General features: G+C 74.3%; 20 protein-coding genes. 9 read left to right on the plus strand and 11 right to left on the minus strand.

Annotated elements, in window-relative coordinates; translation table 11 throughout:
- Window positions 1–59 precede the first annotated feature (59 nt).
- Both ACIA79_RS09730 and sigE read right to left on the minus strand, forming a co-directional pair.
- Window positions 60–869: an anti-sigma factor family protein gene (locus ACIA79_RS09730; protein WP_399427624.1), complete on the minus strand. Its 810-nt coding sequence runs from the start codon at window positions 867–869 to the stop codon at window positions 60–62.
- Window positions 866–1,663, minus strand: coding sequence for an RNA polymerase sigma factor SigE (gene sigE / locus ACIA79_RS09735; RefSeq protein ID WP_399427625.1), 798 nt, complete (start codon window positions 1,661–1,663; stop codon window positions 866–868). The genes ACIA79_RS09730 and sigE overlap by 4 nt, the downstream gene beginning before the upstream one ends.
- A 135-nt stretch (window positions 1,664–1,798) precedes the next feature.
- Here sigE and ACIA79_RS09740 point away from each other — a divergent pair, with 135 nt between their 5' ends.
- Window positions 1,799–2,464: an O-methyltransferase gene (locus ACIA79_RS09740; protein WP_399427627.1), complete on the plus strand. Its 666-nt coding sequence runs from the start codon at window positions 1,799–1,801 to the stop codon at window positions 2,462–2,464.
- 121 nt (window positions 2,465–2,585) lie between these two features.
- Here the strand turns inward: ACIA79_RS09740 and ACIA79_RS09745 are convergent, their stop codons facing one another.
- Window positions 2,586–2,753 carry a DUF3117 domain-containing protein gene (locus ACIA79_RS09745; RefSeq protein ID WP_003966491.1) on the minus strand — a complete coding sequence of 56 codons (168 nt, stop codon included), beginning with the start codon at window positions 2,751–2,753 and terminating at the stop codon, window positions 2,586–2,588.
- Window positions 2,754–3,076: 323 nt separating this feature from the next.
- Here ACIA79_RS09745 and ACIA79_RS09750 point away from each other — a divergent pair, with 323 nt between their 5' ends.
- Window positions 3,077–3,865 (plus strand): enoyl-CoA hydratase/isomerase family protein, encoded by a 789-nt coding sequence (locus tag ACIA79_RS09750; protein ID WP_399427628.1) that lies wholly within the window; start codon window positions 3,077–3,079, stop codon window positions 3,863–3,865.
- A 28-nt stretch (window positions 3,866–3,893) separates the two neighbouring features.
- Here ACIA79_RS09750 and ACIA79_RS09755 read toward each other — a convergent pair whose 3' ends face one another.
- Both ACIA79_RS09755 and ACIA79_RS09760 read right to left on the minus strand, forming a co-directional pair.
- Window positions 3,894–4,484 carry a DNA-3-methyladenine glycosylase I gene (locus tag ACIA79_RS09755; protein ID WP_399427629.1) on the minus strand — a complete coding sequence of 197 codons (591 nt, stop codon included), beginning with the start codon at window positions 4,482–4,484 and terminating at the stop codon, window positions 3,894–3,896.
- Window positions 4,481–4,861 carry a hypothetical protein gene (locus tag ACIA79_RS09760; RefSeq protein WP_399427630.1) on the minus strand — a complete coding sequence of 127 codons (381 nt, stop codon included), beginning with the start codon at window positions 4,859–4,861 and terminating at the stop codon, window positions 4,481–4,483. The genes ACIA79_RS09755 and ACIA79_RS09760 overlap by 4 nt, the downstream gene beginning before the upstream one ends.
- A gap of 103 nt (window positions 4,862–4,964) precedes the next feature.
- On the opposite strand from ACIA79_RS09760, the gene folP reads away from it, so the two are divergent.
- Window positions 4,965–5,825, plus strand: coding sequence for a dihydropteroate synthase (gene folP / locus ACIA79_RS09765; RefSeq protein ID WP_399427631.1), 861 nt, complete (start codon window positions 4,965–4,967; stop codon window positions 5,823–5,825).
- A 122-nt stretch (window positions 5,826–5,947) separates the two neighbouring features.
- Here folP and ACIA79_RS09770 read toward each other — a convergent pair whose 3' ends face one another.
- Entirely contained in the window at window positions 5,948–6,721 is a 774-nt protein-coding gene (locus tag ACIA79_RS09770; protein ID WP_399427632.1) for a TIGR00730 family Rossman fold protein, read from the minus strand.
- 77 nt (window positions 6,722–6,798) lie between these two features.
- Window positions 6,799–7,914, minus strand: a complete 1,116-nt coding sequence (gene dapE, locus ACIA79_RS09775; RefSeq protein ID WP_399427633.1) for a succinyl-diaminopimelate desuccinylase — start codon at window positions 7,912–7,914, stop codon at window positions 6,799–6,801.
- Window positions 7,915–7,945: 31 nt separating this feature from the next.
- On the opposite strand from dapE, the gene ACIA79_RS09780 reads away from it, so the two are divergent.
- Window positions 7,946–8,878 carry a hypothetical protein gene (locus tag ACIA79_RS09780; RefSeq protein WP_399427834.1) on the plus strand — a complete coding sequence of 311 codons (933 nt, stop codon included), beginning with the start codon at window positions 7,946–7,948 and terminating at the stop codon, window positions 8,876–8,878.
- Between the two features lie 325 nt (window positions 8,879–9,203).
- Window positions 9,204–9,644 (plus strand): ATP-binding protein, encoded by a 441-nt coding sequence (locus tag ACIA79_RS09785; protein ID WP_399427634.1) that lies wholly within the window; start codon window positions 9,204–9,206, stop codon window positions 9,642–9,644.
- A gap of 82 nt (window positions 9,645–9,726) precedes the next feature.
- Here ACIA79_RS09785 and ACIA79_RS09790 read toward each other — a convergent pair whose 3' ends face one another.
- Window positions 9,727–10,821: a bifunctional succinyldiaminopimelate transaminase/glutamate-prephenate aminotransferase gene (locus ACIA79_RS09790; protein WP_399427635.1), complete on the minus strand. Its 1,095-nt coding sequence runs from the start codon at window positions 10,819–10,821 to the stop codon at window positions 9,727–9,729.
- Between the two features lie 97 nt (window positions 10,822–10,918).
- The gene (gene fdxA, locus ACIA79_RS09795) at window positions 10,919–11,239 is read right to left on the minus strand and encodes a ferredoxin (RefSeq protein WP_031078476.1); all 321 of its coding nucleotides are present in this window, start codon (window positions 11,237–11,239) and stop codon (window positions 10,919–10,921) included.
- Between the two features lie 115 nt (window positions 11,240–11,354).
- Between fdxA and ACIA79_RS09800 the strand changes: the two genes are divergently transcribed.
- Complete coding sequence (locus ACIA79_RS09800; RefSeq protein ID WP_399427636.1) at window positions 11,355–12,413, plus strand: GNAT family N-acetyltransferase; 1,059 nt, start codon at window positions 11,355–11,357, stop codon at window positions 12,411–12,413.
- 5 nt (window positions 12,414–12,418) lie between these two features.
- The gene (locus ACIA79_RS09805) at window positions 12,419–13,258 is read left to right on the plus strand and encodes a tetratricopeptide repeat protein (protein WP_399427835.1); all 840 of its coding nucleotides are present in this window, start codon (window positions 12,419–12,421) and stop codon (window positions 13,256–13,258) included.
- 30 nt (window positions 13,259–13,288) lie between these two features.
- Here ACIA79_RS09805 and ACIA79_RS09810 read toward each other — a convergent pair whose 3' ends face one another.
- Window positions 13,289–14,032, minus strand: coding sequence for a PepSY domain-containing protein (locus tag ACIA79_RS09810; protein WP_399427637.1), 744 nt, complete (start codon window positions 14,030–14,032; stop codon window positions 13,289–13,291).
- A 60-nt stretch (window positions 14,033–14,092) separates the two neighbouring features.
- Window positions 14,093–15,115, minus strand: a complete 1,023-nt coding sequence (locus tag ACIA79_RS09815; protein ID WP_399427638.1) for a LysR family transcriptional regulator — start codon at window positions 15,113–15,115, stop codon at window positions 14,093–14,095.
- 63 nt (window positions 15,116–15,178) lie between these two features.
- Here ACIA79_RS09815 and ACIA79_RS09820 point away from each other — a divergent pair, with 63 nt between their 5' ends.
- Together ACIA79_RS09820 and ACIA79_RS09825 are read left to right on the plus strand one after the other, a co-directional pair.
- Window positions 15,179–16,129: a serine hydrolase gene (locus ACIA79_RS09820; RefSeq protein WP_399427639.1), complete on the plus strand. Its 951-nt coding sequence runs from the start codon at window positions 15,179–15,181 to the stop codon at window positions 16,127–16,129.
- 84 nt (window positions 16,130–16,213) lie between these two features.
- Window positions 16,214–17,188, plus strand: coding sequence for an MBL fold metallo-hydrolase (locus ACIA79_RS09825; protein ID WP_399427640.1), 975 nt, complete (start codon window positions 16,214–16,216; stop codon window positions 17,186–17,188).
- The last annotated feature ends 125 nt before the right edge of the window (window positions 17,189–17,313 follow it).

The raw sequence follows: 17,313 nt of genomic DNA on the forward strand, positions 1-17,313 counted from the left end.
CCCTCGGGCGCCCTGCGCATGGATTCAACCAGGTCCGGCCGGCCTTGCGCAGGGTCCTGTCAGCGCCGGGCGATCAGCGGCAGCACGCCGGGCGACGGGGCCGGTGCGGTGGCGCCGGCGGTGGCCGCCGGCGTCAGCCCCGGCGCGGGGGCGAGGTGGAGCAGCGGCGTCAGCGGTGCGGCGGCGTTGCTCAGTGCCGCCGCCGGGAGAAAGGGGTGGGCTCCCGACTGCCGCCCCTGCGAGGCCCGAACGGCGGGGAGCGGAGCGGTGGTGCCGTTGCCGGCGCCGGTGCCGCGGCGGCGCTCGGCCGCGGCGTTCGCCGACTGGCCGGGGGTCCGCAGCGGGGTGACGTTGTTGCTGCCTTCGCCGCGGGCGTCGGGCGTGGCCGCCGTCGGCAGCGCGCCGCCCAGGGCGATCGCCGCGAACGACACCGCGCTGGCGGCGGCGAAGGCGAACCGCCGTCCGCGCCACGGCGAGCGGTCCGCCGGGCGCCCCACCTCGTGGATGCGGAAGCCGGGGCCGCCGGGCAGCACGAAGCCGTCGGCGCTCATCTCGAAGACGCCGTCGGCGAAGGGTCTGGACCCGAAGGGCCCGCCCCTCCCCCGGCCGTCGTCGTCATCGCCGTCGAGAGCACCCCCGGGCAACCCCTGGAGGCGTGCGAGCAGCCCCTCGGAGGGCGGCGGTGGGGCGGCCTGGGCGAAGACGCTCTTCACCCGGCGCTGGGCGTCGGCCTCGGCCTTGCACTTGGCACAGGTGGCCAGGTGCGCGAGGACGCGCTCACGGGCGTCGTGACCGAGCTCGCCGTCGACCAGCGCGGCGAGCCGGTCGCCCAGGTGCTGCTCGGCGGGGGTCGGACTGATGCCACTCACGCCGTTCCGCCCTCCCCTCCGACGGCCACGAACGTGCGCTGTTCGGCGCGCGCCTCGGGCGACCGGTGCTTGAGCGCCTTGCGCAGGTGGGAGCGGCCGCGGTGGATGCGGCTGCGGACGGTGCCGAGCTTCACGCCGAGGGTCGCGGCGATCTCCTCGTACGACAGTCCCTCGATGTCGCAGAGCACGACCGCGGCACGGAACTCCGGCGCGAGGGTGTCCAGCGCCTGCTGGACGTCGGCGTCGAAGTGCGTGTCGTGGAAGACCTGCTGGGGGGACGGCTCACGGCTGGGCAGCCGCTCCGCCGCGTCGTCGCCGAGCGCGTCGAACCGGATCCGCTGCTTGCGGCGGACCATGTCCAGGAAGAGGTTGGTGGTGATCCGGTGCAGCCAGCCCTCGAACGTACCCGGGGTGTACGTCGACAGGGAGCGGAAGACGCGGACGAAGACCTCCTGCGTGAGGTCCTCGGCGTCGTGCTGGTTGCCGGTCAGGCGGTACGCGAGGCGGTAGACGCGGCCGCTGTGGGTGCTGACGATCTCCTCCCAGGAAGGGGGAGCCCACGCCTGCGATTCCGCATCCGAGGCGAAGGTCGCGGTGGCGGGTGCGGAGTCGTCGGAGGTGCGGGTTCGGGTCCCTCCCACGCCGGCAAGGCTGTGGGGGCGGTCAGCAGTGTCGGTCACGGATTTCGGCTCACCCGCCGACCTGAGGAAGCGCCGCAGCACTCCTCTCCGATCCACAGGCGCAGCCGCACCTCCCCTGTCGGCTCTGGTGGTGTCCAGTGGAGCCCCTACCATAGCCACCTCGCCCGTTAGCTCCGGATAAGAATCTTTACGTGAATTTGGGACCGTCTCCCGTGTCTTGGTCCCTCTGCCTCCCCCAACGCACAGTCCCATCTGCGGGTTCCCGGCCCCGAGCGGATACAGTCACCGTTGCGCCAACTACGGGGACAGGAGAGGGTCATTACCGCCAACCGGCAGACGAGCTGGGCGTTCGCCGACGCCTTTGTCGCCGAGGACGAAGCGCTGCGCTGGGCCCGTGAGCGGGCCCGGGAGGCAGGGCTGCCCTCGGTGTCGCCAGGCACCGGCGCCGCGCTGCGTCTGCTGGCGGCCACGGCGGACGCCAAGGCGGTGGCGGAGATCGGGACCGGGACCGGGGTGTCCGGCATCTACCTGCTGCACGGCATGCGCCCGGACGGCGTCCTGACGACGGTGGACCCCGAGCCGGACCGGCAGCAGTTCGCCCGGCAGGCGTTCCGGGCGGCGGGCTTCGCCGGCAACCGGGCGCGCTTCATCCCGGGCCGGGCCCTGGACGTGCTGCCCCGGCTGGCGGACGGCGGGTACGACCTCGTCTTCTGCGACGGCGACCGTACGGAGTGCCTGGAGTACCTCGCTGAATCGTTGCGTCTGCTGCGTCCCGGCGGGCTGGTCTGCTTCGAGGGCGTCTTCGCGGACGGCCGCACCGTCGACTCGGGGGCGCAGCCGGCCGAGGTGCAGCGGCTGCGCGAGCTGCTGCGGACCGTACGGGAGAGCCAGGAGTTGCTGCCGTCGCTGCTGCCGGTGGGCGACGGCCTGCTGTGCGCGGTCCGGCGGGGCTGACCCGCCGCCGCCCTCCGGCCGGTCCCGCGCGGCCGGCCCGGGGCCGGAACGCACCACAGCCCCGGCCCGGCCGAAGCCGTTTCCGGGGCTGTGGGGAAAACCGTGGGCAGTGCGCGTCAGCTCAGCCGACGACCTTCTTCAGCGCGTCGCCGAGCGCGTCGGCCTCGTCCGGGGTCAGCTCGACGACAAGTCGACCGCCGCCTTCGAGCGGAACGCGCATGACGATGCCCCGCCCCTCCTTGGTCACCTCGAGCGGGCCGTCGCCCGTCCGCGGCTTCATGGCCGCCATGCTCGTTCCCCTTCCTGAAACCAGCTCATCGTCGCCGACGGCCCTCTGGCATGGGCACGCATCACCGGCATCGAACACATTGCTTCCAGGTCATTATCCCGCATGGCGGGACCCGATGACCAACATCGGACGGCATCGCTTGCGCAACGCGCTCTCGCAAAACCGCATATTTCGGCGGTCCGCCTGCGATACTTCGCCGCCGCAGCTCGCACCGGGCCCGGAGTTTCTTTGACGCAGGTCACATGCGGGGGCGTGCCGGGACACGATGATCTCCGCCATGCTGGGCGGAACACCACCGTCAACGACCGAGGGGACCACCTGCCATGGCCGACACCGTGCTGTACGAGCTGAGCGACGGGCTCGCGACGATCACGCTCAACCGGCCGGAGGCCATGAACGCACTGAACATCGAGGCCAAGGTGGCGCTGCGGGACGCGCTGCACGCGGCCGCCGAGGACACGGCGGTGCGGGCGGTGCTGCTGACCGCGACGGGCCGGGCCTTCTGCGTGGGCCAGGACCTCAAGGAGCACATCTCGCTGCTGGCCGACGGCTCGGGCGCGACGATGAGCACCGTGCGGGAGCACTACAACCCCATCGTCCGGGCGATCACCGGCATGGCGAAGCCGGTGGTGGCGGGGGTGAACGGGGTGGCCGCGGGCGCCGGCTTCGGCTTCGCGCTGGCGGCCGACTACCGGGTCGTGGCCGACACGGCGTCGTTCAACACCTCCTTCGCCGGGGTGGCGCTGACCGCCGACTCGGGCATCTCCTGGACGCTGCCCCGCGTGGTCGGCCCGGGCCGCGCCGCGGACCTGCTGCTCTTCCCGCGCTCCGTCAAGGCGCAGGAGGCGTACGAGCTGGGCATCGCGAACAAGCTGGTCGCGGCGGCGGACGTGGCCGCGGAGGCGCAGGCGGTCGCCCGCACGCTGGCCGCGGGCCCGACGGTCGCGTACGCGGCGCTGAAGGAGTCCCTCGCGTACGGCGCGTCGCACACGCTCGACGAGGCGCTGGCGAAGGAGGACGAGCTCCAGACGAAGGCGGGCGCGTCGGAGGACCACACCATCGCGGTCCAGGCCTTCCTCGCCAAGGAGAAGCCGGCGTACCTGGGCCGCTAGCGCATACGGCTGTCCCGGCGGGCTGGACTCAGACGGCTGCCCCGCCGCGGGCGGCGCAGCCGGCGAGGTGGTCGTCGACCAGCCCGCAGGCCTGCATCAGCGCGTACGCCGTCGTGGGCCCGATGAAGCGCAGCCCCCGCTTCTTCAGGGCCTTCGACAGCGCGGTGGACTCGTCCGTCACGGCCGGTACATCGGCGATCGTGCGGGGCACCGGCCGGCCGGCCGGGTCGGGGGCGTGCGACCAGATCAGCGTGTCCAGCTCGCCGGGGGCCCAGTCCGCCAGGACGCGCGCGTTGGCGAGGCACGCGTCGATCTTGGCGCGGTTGCGGATGATGCCCTCGTCGGCGAGGAGCCGCTCGCGGTCCGCGTCGGTGAAGGCGGCGACCTGCGCGATGCGGAAGCCGGCGAAGGCGCGGCGGAAGCCTTCACGGCGGCGCAGGATCGTGATCCAAGACAGGCCCGACTGGAACGCCTCCAGGCAGAGCCGTTCGAAGAGCGCGTCGTCGCCGCGGACGGGACGGCCCCACTCCTCGTCGTGGTACGCGACGTAGTCCGGCGTGGACACGCCCCACGGGCAGCGCGGTTTCCCGTCCGGGCCGGGCACGGCCTCCCCGGTCACTGCTCCCGCCCCCGGTCCTCGTCCTCGCCGGCCGGGCGGTCCGGCTCCTTGTCGAACAGGTCCGCCCCGCCCACCGCCGTCGCCTGCGCCCCGGCCAGCGCCGCCTCCAGCTCCGCGATCCGCGCGTCCCGCTCGGCGAGCTCCGCGCCGAGCCGGCCGAGCACGTCGTCCACGTCCGCCATCCGGTACCCGCGCGGGGCGACCGGCAGCCGCAGCGCGTCGACGTCGGCGCGGCCGACCGGCCGGGTCAGCGGCAGCGGGTCCACCAGCTGCTCGGGCGCCGCCTCGGGAAGGACGTCGCTCTCGCCGCCGCCGACCACCGCGAGGGTGACCGCGGCGATCACCACGACCATCGCGATCATCAAGAACCAGAACACAGGGCTGCCTCTCCCGGGAAGCGGAAAACGGTCTGGCCCCGATCGTGCCATGTGCCACCGGCGGCTAAGGTCGCAGGCGACCGAACGCGAGGAGGACAACGGGATGCTGCGCCTGGGACAGCGTGAATTCGACGCGCACGAGCCGGTGATCATGGCGATCGTGAACCGGACCCCGGATTCCTTCTACGACCGGGGCGCCACGTTCCGCGACGAGCCGGCGCTCGCCCGGGTCGAGCAGGCCGTGGCGGAGGGCGCCGCCATCATCGACATCGGCGGGGTGAAGGCCGGCCCCGGCGAGGAGGTGACCGCCGAGGAGGAGGCCCGCCGCACGGTGGGTTTCGTCGCCGAGGTGCGCCGGCGCCACCCGGACGTGGTGATCAGCGTCGACACCTGGCGGCACGAGGTCGGCGAGGCGGTCTGCGAGGCCGGCGCGGACCTGCTGAACGACGCGTGGGGCGGGGTGGACCCGAAGCTGGCGGAGGTCGCCGCGCGCCACGGCGTGGGCCTGGTCTGCACGCACGCGGGCGGCGCGGAGCCGCGTACCCGGCCGCACCGGGTCGAGTACGACGACGTGATGGCCGACATCCTGCGCGTGACGGTGGGTCTGGCGGAACGGGCCCTGGAACTCGGGGTGCGGCGGGACGCCATCCTCATCGACCCCGGCCACGACTTCGGCAAGAACACCCGGCACAGCCTGGAGGCGACGCGCCGTCTGGGCGAGATGACGGCCACCGGCTGGCCGGTGCTGGTGTCGCTGTCGAACAAGGACTTCGTCGGCGAGACGCTCGACAAGCCCGTCAAGGAGCGCGTCCTCGGCACGCTCGCGACCACGGCGGTGTCGGCGTGGCTGGGCGCGCAGGTCTACCGCGTGCACGAGGTGGCGGAGACCAGGCAGGTCCTCGACATGGTCGCGTCCATCGCCGGCCGGCGCCCGCCGGCGGTCGCCCGCCGGGGCCTGGCCTAGGCACTGCGCCGCGCCGGCGGTCGCCCGCCGGGGGCTGGCCCGGACACCGCCCGCGACGGCCCGTCCGCCCGGCGGCGCGCCGCGGGCGGGGGCCGGTGCCCGCGCCCGCGGCGGCGGGAGGGTCAGCGCGGGTGCTCGCTGCCCGTCTCCTTGGTGACGAGCGCGACCGCCTCGTCCACGTCGTCCGTCACGTGGAAGAGCAGCAGGTCGCGTTCCGACGCCTTGCCCTGCGCGATGACCGTGTTGCGCAGCCAGTCGACCAGGCCCGACCAGTACTCCGTACCGAAGAGCACGATCGGGAAGCGGGTCACCTTGCGCGTCTGGACGAGGGTCAGGGCCTCGAAGAGCTCGTCCAGCGTGCCGAGGCCGCCCGGGAGGACGACGAAGCCCTGCGCGTACTTCACGAACATCGTCTTGCGGACGAAGAAGTAGCGGAAGTTGACGCCGATGTCGACGTGCGGGTTCAGCCCCTGTTCGAAGGGGAGCTCGATGCCCAGGCCCACCGAGATGCCCTTGGCCTCCCGCGCGCCCTTGTTCGCGGCCTCCATCGCACCCGGGCCGCCGCCCGTGATCACCGCGAAGCCCGCCTCCACCAGCGCCTTGCCGATCCTGACGCCCGCCTCGTACTCCGGCGTGCCGACCGGGGTGCGGGCCGAGCCGAAGACGCTGATCGCGCTGGGCAGTTCGGCGAGCGCGCCGAAGCCCTCCACGAACTCGGACTGGATGCGCATCACCCGCCACGGGTCGGTGTGCACCCACTCGGAGTCGCCCGCCGTGTCCAGCAGCCGCTGATCGGTGGTGCCGGGCTGCACCTGCTCCCGGCGCCGCAGCACCGGCCCCAGCCGCTGTTCCGCGAGCGCCCGCAGTCCTTCGGCCTCGGCCTCGGGGTTGCCCATGATCTGCTCCCTCCGCTGAACATCGTTTCCCGCTCAGGGTAGGGCGACGCGCATGACGAATGGCGAAATTACGGTGGTCAGGCAGTGAGCCAGTCGTACAGCCGCCGTTCGCAGTGGGTGATCCGGTCGACGGCCACGTGCTCGTCCCGCTTGTGCGCGTAGAGCGCGTCGCCGGGGCCGTAATTGACCGCAGGCACGCCGAGGGCGCTGAACCGGGACACGTCCGTCCAGCCGAACTTCGGCTGCGCGGTGCCGCCCACCGCCTCCATGAAGGCCGCCGCGGCCGGGTGCGACAGGCCGGGCAGGGCCGCGCCGCTGTGGTCGTCCACCACGATCTCGTCGACGCCGCAGTCCGCGAAGACCTCCCGCACGTGCGCCTCGGCCTCCTCCGGGGAGCGGTCGGGCGCGTAGCGGAAGTTGACCACGACGGTGCAGGCGTCGGGGATGACGTTCGTGGCGACGCCGCCCTCGATGCCGACGGCGTTGAGCCCCTCCCGGTACTCCAGCCCGTCGATCACCGCGCGCCGCGGTTCGTACGCGGCGAGCCGGGCGAGGACCGGCGCGGCGGCGTGGATGGCGTTGGACCCCATCCAGCTGCGCGCCGAGTGGGCCCGCTCGCCCCTGGTCCGCAGGTGGACCCGCAGGGTGCCCTGGCAGCCGCCCTCGACCTGGCCGTCGGACGGCTCCAGCAGCACCGCGAAGTCGCCCTCCAGCCACTCGGGGTGCGCCTCGGCCACGTGCCCGAGCCCGTTCAGGTGGGCGGCGACCTCCTCGTTGTCGTAGAAGACGAACGTCAGGTCGCGGTTGGGCTCCGGCACGGTCGCGGCGATGCGCAGCTGGACGGCGACGCCCGACTTCATGTCCGAGGTGCCGCAGCCCCACAGGATCCCGTTCCCGTCGAGGCGGGAGGGGACGTTGTCCGCGATCGGCACGGTGTCGATGTGTCCCGCCAGCACGACCCGCTCGGCCCGTCCCAGCCGCGTCCGGGCGACGACGTTGTTGCCGTACCGGTCGACGGTGAGGTGCGGAAGGGCCCGCAGGGCCTGCTCGATGGCGTCGGCGAGGGGTTTCTCGGTGCCGCTGACCGAGGGGAAGTCGACGAGTGCGGCGGTCAGTGCCGGACCGTCCAGGGTCAGGTCCAGCACCGGGTCGGCGGAGGGGTCGAGTACGCGGTCGGGCATGGTCTCGGACATGATGCCGAGCCTATCCCGGGCCTCCAGTACGGTGGGCTGCGTGTCCGAGTCCAGCCGACCCCGCAGCCTCAGGATCGTCACCGCGCTCGCCGTGCTGCTGGCGCTGATCGCGTACGTGGTCGTGCAGTACGTGACGGGCGGCAAGGGCGCCCCGCGCTGCACGGTGGGCAGCGGGAGCAACACCTACCGGTTCACTCCGGAGCAGGCGGCGAACGCCGCCACGATCTCGGCCGTCGGCACCACCCGGGGGATGCCGGAGCGGGCGGTGACCATCGCGCTGGCGACGGCCCTGCAGGAGTCGGCCCTGCGCAACATCCGGCACGGCGACCGCGACTCCGTCGGCCTGTTCCAGCAGCGACCCTCGCAGGGCTGGGGCACCCAGGAGCAGATCCTCGACCCGGTCTTCTCCGCGAGCCGGTTCTACGAGCGCCTCGCCGAGGTCCCCGGATACTCCCGCCTGCCGCTGACCGTCGCCGCGCAGCGCGTGCAGCGCAGCGGTTACCCGCAGGCGTACGCGAAGCACGAGCCGGACGCCGCGCTGCTCGCCGCGGCGCTGACGGGCCGCTCCGCGGCCTCGCTGACCTGCACCTGGGGTATCGGTGTCCGCAAGGCGGGCGATCCGGCGAAGGTGCGCGCCGAGCTGGTGCGGTCGTTCGGGGCGGACGTGCTGCCGCGGGGCGGTGCGCCCGCCGCCGGCGCGGCCGCGCGGGAGCTCGCCGTGCCGGTGGCGGCGGCGGTGGAGTCGGCGGGCCCGCAGGGCGGGGGCACGGGCGGTGCCTCGCAGCGGGGCTGGGAGCTGGCGCAGTGGGCGGTGGCGCAGGCGGACGCGCTCGGGCTCGCCGAGGTGGCGTACGCGGGCCGCGTGTGGAGCGCCGAACGGTCGGCCGAGGGATGGCGGACCGAGGAGTCCCGCGAGCCGGGCCGGGCACGCGCCGGCGAGGTCCGGATCCGGGTCGCACAGTAGCGCCGGTATTCACTCTTCCGAATGAGCCGCTCCGCTTTTCGCGGCCTCTTCAGGTCCCCTTTCAACCGGCCACGAACCGGTTTTCCGTGACGGTTCCCTTTCCCGTGCGATCACTGGGGAGTGACGGTTCTCCCGCCGCGCCGCGCGGGCGAACGCCACGGCTTGTTTGCCCGTTTTTGCGTGAAGCAGATAATGCGATGCATTACCAACTCTTTACCTTGGGTCACCGCAACCTTCCCGGGCCTCCGAGCGGTTGTCACAGCGTCCGATCGTCGGACAGGCACCACAGCCCACAGACAACGACCCCTCCCGTCGAAGGAGCACCATGTCCCTCCCCCTGACCCGTCGGATCGCCCGTGCCGCGCTGCTGATCGCAGCGGGCGCAGCTCCCGTGGTCGGTGCGGCCGGCTCCGCAAGCGCCGTGGAACTGCCCAAGGCCCCCGACCTCGCCGGCGTGTCCAGCCTCGACACCGCCGCGGTGACCGGGACCGTCGACGGCGCCACCCGCAGCGCCACCGGCCTGGCCGGTGAGGCCGGCGGCGGGGCGGTGACGCAGGCCGTGCCCGCCGTGGGCGACACCGTCACCAGCACGGGGACGACCGCCTCCCCCACCGCCCGGCAGGCCGTGGGTGAGGCCGCGGGCACTGCCGGCGACCTCGTCGGCGGCGCCGCGGCCGCCGCCCCGGCCGACGCCCTCGGCGGCGTCCCGCTGCCGGCGGCCGACCAGCTGCCGGTCGGCAAGACCCTGCCGGCGCTCGGCCGCTGACCCGCGCGCACCGGCACACGCGAAGGGCCCGGGAAGCAGGTGCTTCCCGGGCCCTTCGCGTCGCTGTCGGCCGGCGGGCCGCTCAGCCCAGCCGCTTCACCGCGGCCTCGACCCGCTCGTCGGTGGCCGTGAACGCCACCCGTACGAACCGCTCCCCCGCCTCGCCGTAGAAGTCCCCCGGCGCCACCAGGATCCCCAGCTCCGCCAGGTCGGCGACGGTCCGCCAGCACGGCTCGTCGCGCGTCGCCCACAGGTACAGGCTCGCCTCGCTGTGCTCGATGCGGAAGCCGTGCGACTCCAGCGCCGCCCGCAGCGCCGCGCGCCGCGCCGCGTACCGGGCCCGCTGCTCGGCCACGTGGGCGTCGTCGCCGAGCGCCGCGACCGTCGCCGCCTGCACCGGCGCGGGCGTCATCATGCCGCCGTGCTTGCGGATCTGCAGCAGCTCGCCGAGCACGGCCGCGTCACCCGCGACGAACGCGGCGCGGTAGCCGGCCAGGTTCGAGCGCTTGGACAGCGAGTGGACGGCGACGATCCCCTCGTACGAACCGCCGCTGACCTCGGGGTGCAGGACGGAGACGGGGTCCGCCTCCCAGCCCAGTTCGAGGTAGCACTCGTCGCTGAGGACCAGCACGCCGTGCTCCCGCGCCCAGGCCACGATCCGGATCAGCTCGTCCTTGGGGAGGACCTTGCCGGTGGGGTTGGACGGCGAGTTGAGCCACAGCAGCTTCAGCCCGGCCGGGTCCAGCTCGGTGGGGTCGTCGTACACGACCGGGGTCGCGCCGCACAGCCGCGCCCCGACCTCGTACGTCGGGTAGGCCAGGCGCGGGTAGGCGACCGTGTCCCCGGGGCCCAGGCCCAGCTGGGTGGGCAGCCAGGCCACCAGCTCCTTGGACCCGACCACCGGCAGGACCTCGGTGTGGGCGATCCCGCGCGCCCCCAGGCGCCGTTCGCACCAGCCGGTGAGCGCGTCACGCAGCGCGGCGGTGCCCCACACCGTCGGATAGCCCGGCGAGTCGGCCGCGTCGACCAGGGCACGCCGGATCAGCTCGGGGACCGGGTCCACCGGCGTACCGACGGACAGGTCCACGATCCCGTCCGGGTGCGCGGCGGCCGTCCGCTTGTACGGCTCCAGCTTGTCCCAGGGGAAGACGGGCAGGCGCGAAGAGACGGGGGACACGGTGCGGGCTCTCTTTCTCTACTGCGGCGGGGCGCCGGGTACGCAAACGCGTCGGTCCCGTACAGCGGCGGGGCCGTACGGGACCGAGGGCGCGCCGTCAGCCGTTCTGCGGCGGAAGCGCGGCGATGAACGGGTGGTCGCGCTCGATCAGGCCGAGCTTCGAGGCACCACCCGGCGAACCCAGGTCGTCGAAGAACTCGACGTTCGCCTTGTAGTAGTCCTTCCACTCCTCGGGAGTGTCGTCCTCGTAGAAGATCGCCTCGACCGGGCAGACCGGCTCACAAGCACCACAGTCGACGCATTCGTCCGGGTGGATGTACAAGGACCGCTGGCCCTCGTAGATGCAGTCGACGGGGCACTCCTCGATGCACGCCTTGTCCTTCACGTCGACACAAGGCTGTGCGATGACGTAGGTCACGCTGTCGTTCCTCCTTGGTAGGGCTCTGGCTTGCGCGGGAGCGCGGCGTCGTCGATGCCCGCACCTAGTATCTCCGTTCTTGGTAACGATCCGAACAAGAGGGGCGGAGAGAGCTGTGGAATTCGCTGCCGGCGGACGCCTGGAGATCCGCATTACGCCTTCCGACGTGGGCAAACGCGTCTCCGTCCGTCGGTTGAGCGACTCCGGGACGGAGCGTGGGACGTTCACCGACACGGTGGGTGTTCTCACATCATGGGACAAGGGTGTGCTGCTGATCACACGACGTACCGGGGAGTCCGTCCGAATCCCGGAATCGTCGCTGGTCGCGGGCAAGGTGGTGCCCGCCGCCCCGGCCCGCCGGCGCGGGCCCGCCGCGGACTTCGCGGAGCTGGCGCCCGTGATGGCGCGGGCCTGGCCGCCGGTGGAGAGCGAGCCGCTCGGCCAGTGGACGCTGCGGGCCGCGGTCGCGGCGGCGCCGGACGACGAGGGCACCCCGCACGGCCCGGCGGGCGGGCGCCGCACGGGATTCACCCGGCGGGCCAACTCGGCGCTGCCGCTGGGCGATCCCGGCATGCCGCTGGACGCGGCGCTCGCCCGGGTGCGCGACTGGTACGGACAGCGGGGCCTGCCCGCGTACATCCAGACGGCTACCGGGGGCGAGGCCACGCAGGAACGCTTGTGCGCGGCGCTGGAGGAGCGGGGCTGGCGGCGCGAGGTGACGGCGGAGGTACGGGTCGGGGCGCTGGCGCCGGTGGCGGACCGCGACGCCGGGGACGTGGTCGTGGCGCGCGCCTTCGACGAGGCGTGGCTGCGGCGGTACAACCGCTCCGCGCGGCCCGGTCCCGAGGTGCGCGCGGTGCTGGGCGGCGGGCCGTCGGTGTGGTTCGCCTCCGTGCCGAGCACCGGGCGGGTCCCCGCCGCGATCGGGCGGTGCGTGGTCGACGGGCGGTGGGCCGGCTTCATGGCGGTCGAGGTGGACCCGGCGTACCGGCGCCAGGGGCTGGCCACGGCGGTCATGGCCGCGCTGGCGCGGCGCGCCCTCGACGAGGGGGCGTCCGCCGCGTGGCTGCAGGTGGAGGCGGACAACGGCGGCGCCCGCGCCCTGTACGACGGGATGGGTTTCGCACTCCATCACCTCTACCACCACTTCCGCGCCCCCGGATCGGGTACGTGAGCGGTATGCAGCACATGACCGAGTGGCGGCGCCGGTTCGCCGAGGAGGCCCGCGAGGAGCGGCCCGACCTCGCCTCGCTGTGCCTGCTGGTGGGCGCGGAGGCCGACCCGGAGCTGGGCGAGGCGGGGATGGACGCGGCGGAGATCGAGCTGGACCGGCTGGCCGGCCTGGTGCCGTACGGCCCGAAGAGCCCGCGCGCCTGGGCGGCCGCGCTCGCCGGTCTGCTCGGTGAGCGGTGCGGCTTCCACGGCACGCCCGGCGACTACCAGCGGCTGGAGTCCTCGCTGCTGCCCGAGGTGCTGCGACGGCGCCGGGGGCTGCCCATCCTGCTGTCCGTCGTGTGGATCGAGGTCGCCCGCCGAGCGGGCGCGCCCGTGTACGGGGTGGCGCTGCCCGGCCACTTCGTCGTCGGTTTCGGCGACCCGGCGGGAGACCCGGACGAGCAGGTGCTGGTGGACCCGTTCGACCGGGGGCGGCCGCTGACCGGCACGGACGTGGAGCTGCTGGTGGCGGGGGCGACCGGGGAGCAGCTGCGGCCGTCGATGCTGAGGCCCGCCGACCCGCTCGACATCGTGCTGCGGATCCTGAACAACATCCGCGCCTGGGCCGCGGCCCGTCCCGAGTGCTCGCACATCGCCCTGTGGGCGGTCGACCTGTCCCTGCTGCTGCCCGCGCACCCGGCGCGGCTGCGCTACGAGCGCGCCCAGCTGCTCATCCAGCGGGGCGACTTCCTCACGGGGGCGGTGGAGATGGACGCGTACGCGGAGGTCGTGGACGCCGTCGAGCCGGTGGCGGCGGCGCAGGTCCGGGAGCTGGCGCGGGCGGCCCGGGCGATGCTGAACTGACGCCGTTCCGGCGGGTCCCCGCGGGGCCCGTCAGTCGCGGTCGACGTGCTCGCGCAGGATCTTGCCGCTGACCGCGTCGATCTCGAACGTGGTCTTGTACCAGTCCTCCGGGGTGACGACGTCGACCGACCAGATGAGGGTGCCCGCGTCGTCCTCGTCCAGTTCGACCGCGGTGACGGTGCCCTTCTTCTTGCCGGTGGCGGTTCCGGCCGCCTGCTGGGGCGTCTGCTTCGCCCGGTCGAGCCGGGCGGTGAGCTCCCGCTTGTCGTCGGCGTCCTGGTCGGGGTCGATCCGCGACTGCGCCGCCCGGCCGGTGGCGGCGTCCACCAGGACCGTACGGACGGTGCCGTCGGGGGTGGCGACCCCGGCGGTCCACACGGGCGTGCCGGGGGTGGGGCTGCCGGGGCTCGGGCTTCCGGGGGTCGGGGTGACCGGGCTCGGGTCGAACGGGTTCGGCGTGCCGGGGCGCGGGCTCCCGGTCTCCCGGTCGGTGCCCGCGCGCTCCAGCCCGATCCTGGCGAGCCGGCCCTGTGGGACCTCCGCGAGCGCCGTGGCGGCGGCCTTGTCCCAGGGGACCTCGGCCGCCGGCACGAGGGCCTTGCGGTCGGCCTGGTCCCGGGTGAACGGCGGGCTCGGCGTCGCGTGCGCGGCGGCGACGGCCCCGGCCCGGGCCGCCTCGTCGTTCCCGCAGGCGGTGACCAGCGCCGCCGAGCCGGCGAGGGCGCACACGGCGGCGACGGCACGGATACGGAGGGGTCGGGTCGTAGCGCTCATGTCGCCACCCGTACCGCCTGGCCCCGGCGGCCAAGCGGTCCGGCCGCAGAGCCAACCCGATCAGCCGTACACCACCGACCAGGGCCGCGGAGGCAGCGCGTCCGTGCCGCGACCGGCACCGCCACCGGCCCCGTCACCGCCGCCGGCCCCGTCACCGCCACCGTCATCGGTGTCGCCGCGGAAGACCGAGCCGGCCGTGTCGCGGGCCAGCACCTGTGCGGCGAGCTCCGCGAAGCGCCGGGCCGCCGGGTGCCCGCCGCGCGCCGGCCACACCGGCGCCACCCGCCGGACGAGCGGCCGTCCCGCCAGCGGACGCCACGCCACGCGCGGCTCCTTGCGGGCGATCGGCCCCTGGTCGAAGGCCACCCCGTACCCGGCCAGCACCAGACCGATGAGGAACTCCGGGTTCCGGGCGTGCCGTACCCGCCCGGGCTCGAACCCCGCCCGCCGGCAGGTTTCGAGGGTCTCGTCGTACCAGCCGGGAGCCGTCGCCCGGGGGAACAGCACCAGGTCGTGCCCGGCCAGATCGGCGAGCGCCACCTCGGGGAGGCGGGCGAGCGGCGAGGTGCGGGGCAGGACGACGCCCAGTTCCAGCCGTACCTCCGGCCCGGTGGCCAGGTCGGTGACGTCCACCGGCCGGTGGACCAGGCCGACGTCGAGCCCGCCCGCGGCGAGGGCCCGCACCTGCTCGCCGGTCGTCACCTCCTGGAGGTCCACGCGCAGCCCCGGCGCGTGCCGCGCGCAGGCGGCGAGCAGCGCGTGCAGCACCGGGGCGGGCGTCTCCGGCGGTACGCCGGCCCGGAGCGTACCGAGGTCGCCCTCCGCGGCGCGCCGCACGAGCACCCGCAGGCGCTCCTCCCGGGCCAGCAGCTCGCGCGCCTCGTCGAGCAGCACCGCGCCGGCGGGCGTGAGCTCCACCTGGCGGCGCGAGCGGTCGAACAGCTCGGTGCCGAGGTCCTTCTCCAGCCGGCGCACGGCCTGGCTGAGCGGGGGCTGGGCCATGCCGAGCAGGTCGGCGGCGCGACTGAAGTGCAGCTCCTCCGCCACGACGACGAAGAGGCGCAGGTGGCGCAAGAGATCCACGGGCCGACTCTACGAGCCGGCCGCGCGGCGGGACGCGGCCGCCCCCGCGGATACCGTGGCGGGATGAGGGAGCGGCTGAGGGCGGAGTTCACCGCGGCGGGCGCGCAGGGACGTCTGCACGCGGTGGAGGTCGGCGGGAACGACTCGGACGGCGGGGGCGACGGCGGACCGGGCCTGGGCCTGGACGCGGACGAGCCGGTCGTCATCGCGTCGGTGTTCAAGGTGCTGCTGGTGCTGGAGTTCGCCCGGCAGGTGGCGGCGGGGCAGCTCGATCCGCGGGAGCGGGTGCTGGTGCGCGCCGAGCACCGGCTGGGCGGATGGGGCACGGCGGGCTGTGCGGACGACGTCGAACTGTCGCTGCGCGACCTGGCGTTCTTCGCCCTGTCGGTGAGCGACAACACCGCGGCCGACCTGCTGCTGGAGCGGGTCGGACCGGACACGCTCCGGCTGCTCGCCGGGGAGCTCGGCCTGCCGCGCACCCGGATCGTCGGCGGTCCGCGGCAGTCGCTGGAGACGATGCTCGCCGAGGTGGGGGCGCGCGACGAGGCGGAGTTCGCGGCCGTCTACCCGACGCTGGACGCCGCGCAGGTGAGCCGGCTGAGCGTGCTGGACCCCGCCCGTACGAACGCGAGCACCCCGCGCGAGATCACCCGGCTGCTGAGCCTGCTCTGGCGCGATGAGGCGGGCCCCGCCGAAGCGTGCTCGTTCGTCCGGGGGCTGATGGCGCGCCAGGTGTTCCGGCACCGGCTGGTGTCCGGGTTCCCCGACGACGTGGTGGTGGCGGCGAAGACCGGCACGCTGCCGGGACTGCACATCGAGGCGGGGGTGGTGACCTACCCGGACGGGGGCCGGTACGCGGTCGCGGTGTTCGCCCGGACACCGGACCTCACCACCGGGCGCACGGCGACGGACGCGGCGATCGGACGGGCGGCACGGTTGGCGGTGGAGGCCCTGCGCACCGGGTCCGCCACAGCGGGCATCACCGCGTCCGCCACGGGGTTGTACGGCTCCTGAGCTGGGCTGATACCGGTTCCGATATCGGTCGGCGACAGCCCTGGTCTTGGACGGCGCGCCGTCCGGCCTGCTTGCCTGCACCGCATGACGCACACGGATTTCGCTCGTCGCACGATGCTGCGCGGCGCGGCCGCGGCCGCCGCCACGGCCACCGCCGCCGCCACGGCCCGCTCCTCCCCGGCCGCGGCGGCGCCCCGGACCGTACGGGCCGGCGCGGCGTCGCGGCGCTGGCTGGGCACGTCCGGCTGGCGCATCGACGCCGCCGGCCGCACCATCCTCTTCGACCCCTACATCACCCGCTTCCCGACCGGCCTCTTCACGCCCGGCGGCTTCAGCGACTCCACGGAACTGACCACCGACGAGGGCCTGGTGGACCGGCACGCGGGCCGCCCCGCCCTGATCCTGGTGAGCCACAGCCACTGGGACCACTTCAACGACGTGCCGTACCTGGCCCGTTCGACGGGAGCGCGGGTCGTCGGCACCGAGACGACGTACCACCTGCTGTGCGCGCTGGGGGTGGATCCCCGGCAGATCTCGGTGGTCAAGGGCGGTGAGGTGCTGGACTTCGACGGCTGCACGGTCGAGGTCGTCGCGAGCCTGCACAGCCGCAACTCCCGCCACGCGTACCTCTTCCCCCGCACCCTGAACGCCGCCCCGGCCGAGGTGCCGAGGACGGTGGCCGACCTCCCCGAGGGCGACACCCTCGCCTTCCAGCTGACCGTCGGCGGCGGCCCGTCGGTGTTCCTGATGGGCGCGAGCGACTTCGCCGAACGCGCCGCCGACGGGCTGCGCCCCGACATCGCGATGGTCGCGGTGCCCTCCAGCACCTCCACGCACCGCTACGCCCCGCGCCTGATGCACGCCCTGGGCCGGCCGCCGGTGGTGGTCCCGGTCCACTGGGACAACTTCGAGCTGCCGCTGGCGTCACCGGTCCGGCGCGACCCCGCGGCGCTCCTGGAACCGCTCCTCGACCAGGTCCGCGCGTCCTCCCCGGCCTCGCGGATCGTGGTCCCGGACTACCGCACGCAGTACGGCGCCGACATGCGCGCCCTGCGCTGAGCCCGTGGGCCGGGGGCCGGGGACGAGCGGGGGCCGGGGGCCGAGAAGGGCAGGGCGGCGCCGTCCCCGGCGGGCCGCGCACACGCGAAGGCCCCCGGCCGGCGCCCGGAGTGGTCCGGGGCCGG

The sequence above is a fragment of the Streptomyces sp. NPDC051310 genome (assembly GCF_044455245.1).
Classification (GTDB): Bacteria; Actinomycetota; Actinomycetes; order Streptomycetales; family Streptomycetaceae; genus Streptomyces.

Coding starts and splice junctions, on each gene's coding strand:
- dapE (WP_399427633.1), bottom strand. CDS start 7,914: ATGTCCGAGACCATGCCCGACCGCGTACTCGACCCCTCCGCCGACCCG.
- folP (WP_399427631.1), top strand. CDS start 4,965: ATGCTGCGCCTGGGACAGCGTGAATTCGACGCGCACGAGCCGGTGATC.
- ACIA79_RS09825 (WP_399427640.1), top strand. CDS start 16,214: ATGACGCACACGGATTTCGCTCGTCGCACGATGCTGCGCGGCGCGGCC.
- sigE (WP_399427625.1), bottom strand. CDS start 1,663: ATGGTAGGGGCTCCACTGGACACCACCAGAGCCGACAGGGGAGGTGCG.
- ACIA79_RS09745 (WP_003966491.1), bottom strand. CDS start 2,753: ATGGCGGCCATGAAGCCGCGGACGGGCGACGGCCCGCTCGAGGTGACC.
- ACIA79_RS09785 (WP_399427634.1), top strand. CDS start 9,204: ATGTCCCTCCCCCTGACCCGTCGGATCGCCCGTGCCGCGCTGCTGATC.
- ACIA79_RS09770 (WP_399427632.1), bottom strand. CDS start 6,721: ATGGGCAACCCCGAGGCCGAGGCCGAAGGACTGCGGGCGCTCGCGGAA.
- ACIA79_RS09750 (WP_399427628.1), top strand. CDS start 3,077: ATGGCCGACACCGTGCTGTACGAGCTGAGCGACGGGCTCGCGACGATC.
- ACIA79_RS09820 (WP_399427639.1), top strand. CDS start 15,179: ATGAGGGAGCGGCTGAGGGCGGAGTTCACCGCGGCGGGCGCGCAGGGA.
- ACIA79_RS09805 (WP_399427835.1), top strand. CDS start 12,419: ATGCAGCACATGACCGAGTGGCGGCGCCGGTTCGCCGAGGAGGCCCGC.
- ACIA79_RS09810 (WP_399427637.1), bottom strand. CDS start 14,032: ATGAGCGCTACGACCCGACCCCTCCGTATCCGTGCCGTCGCCGCCGTG.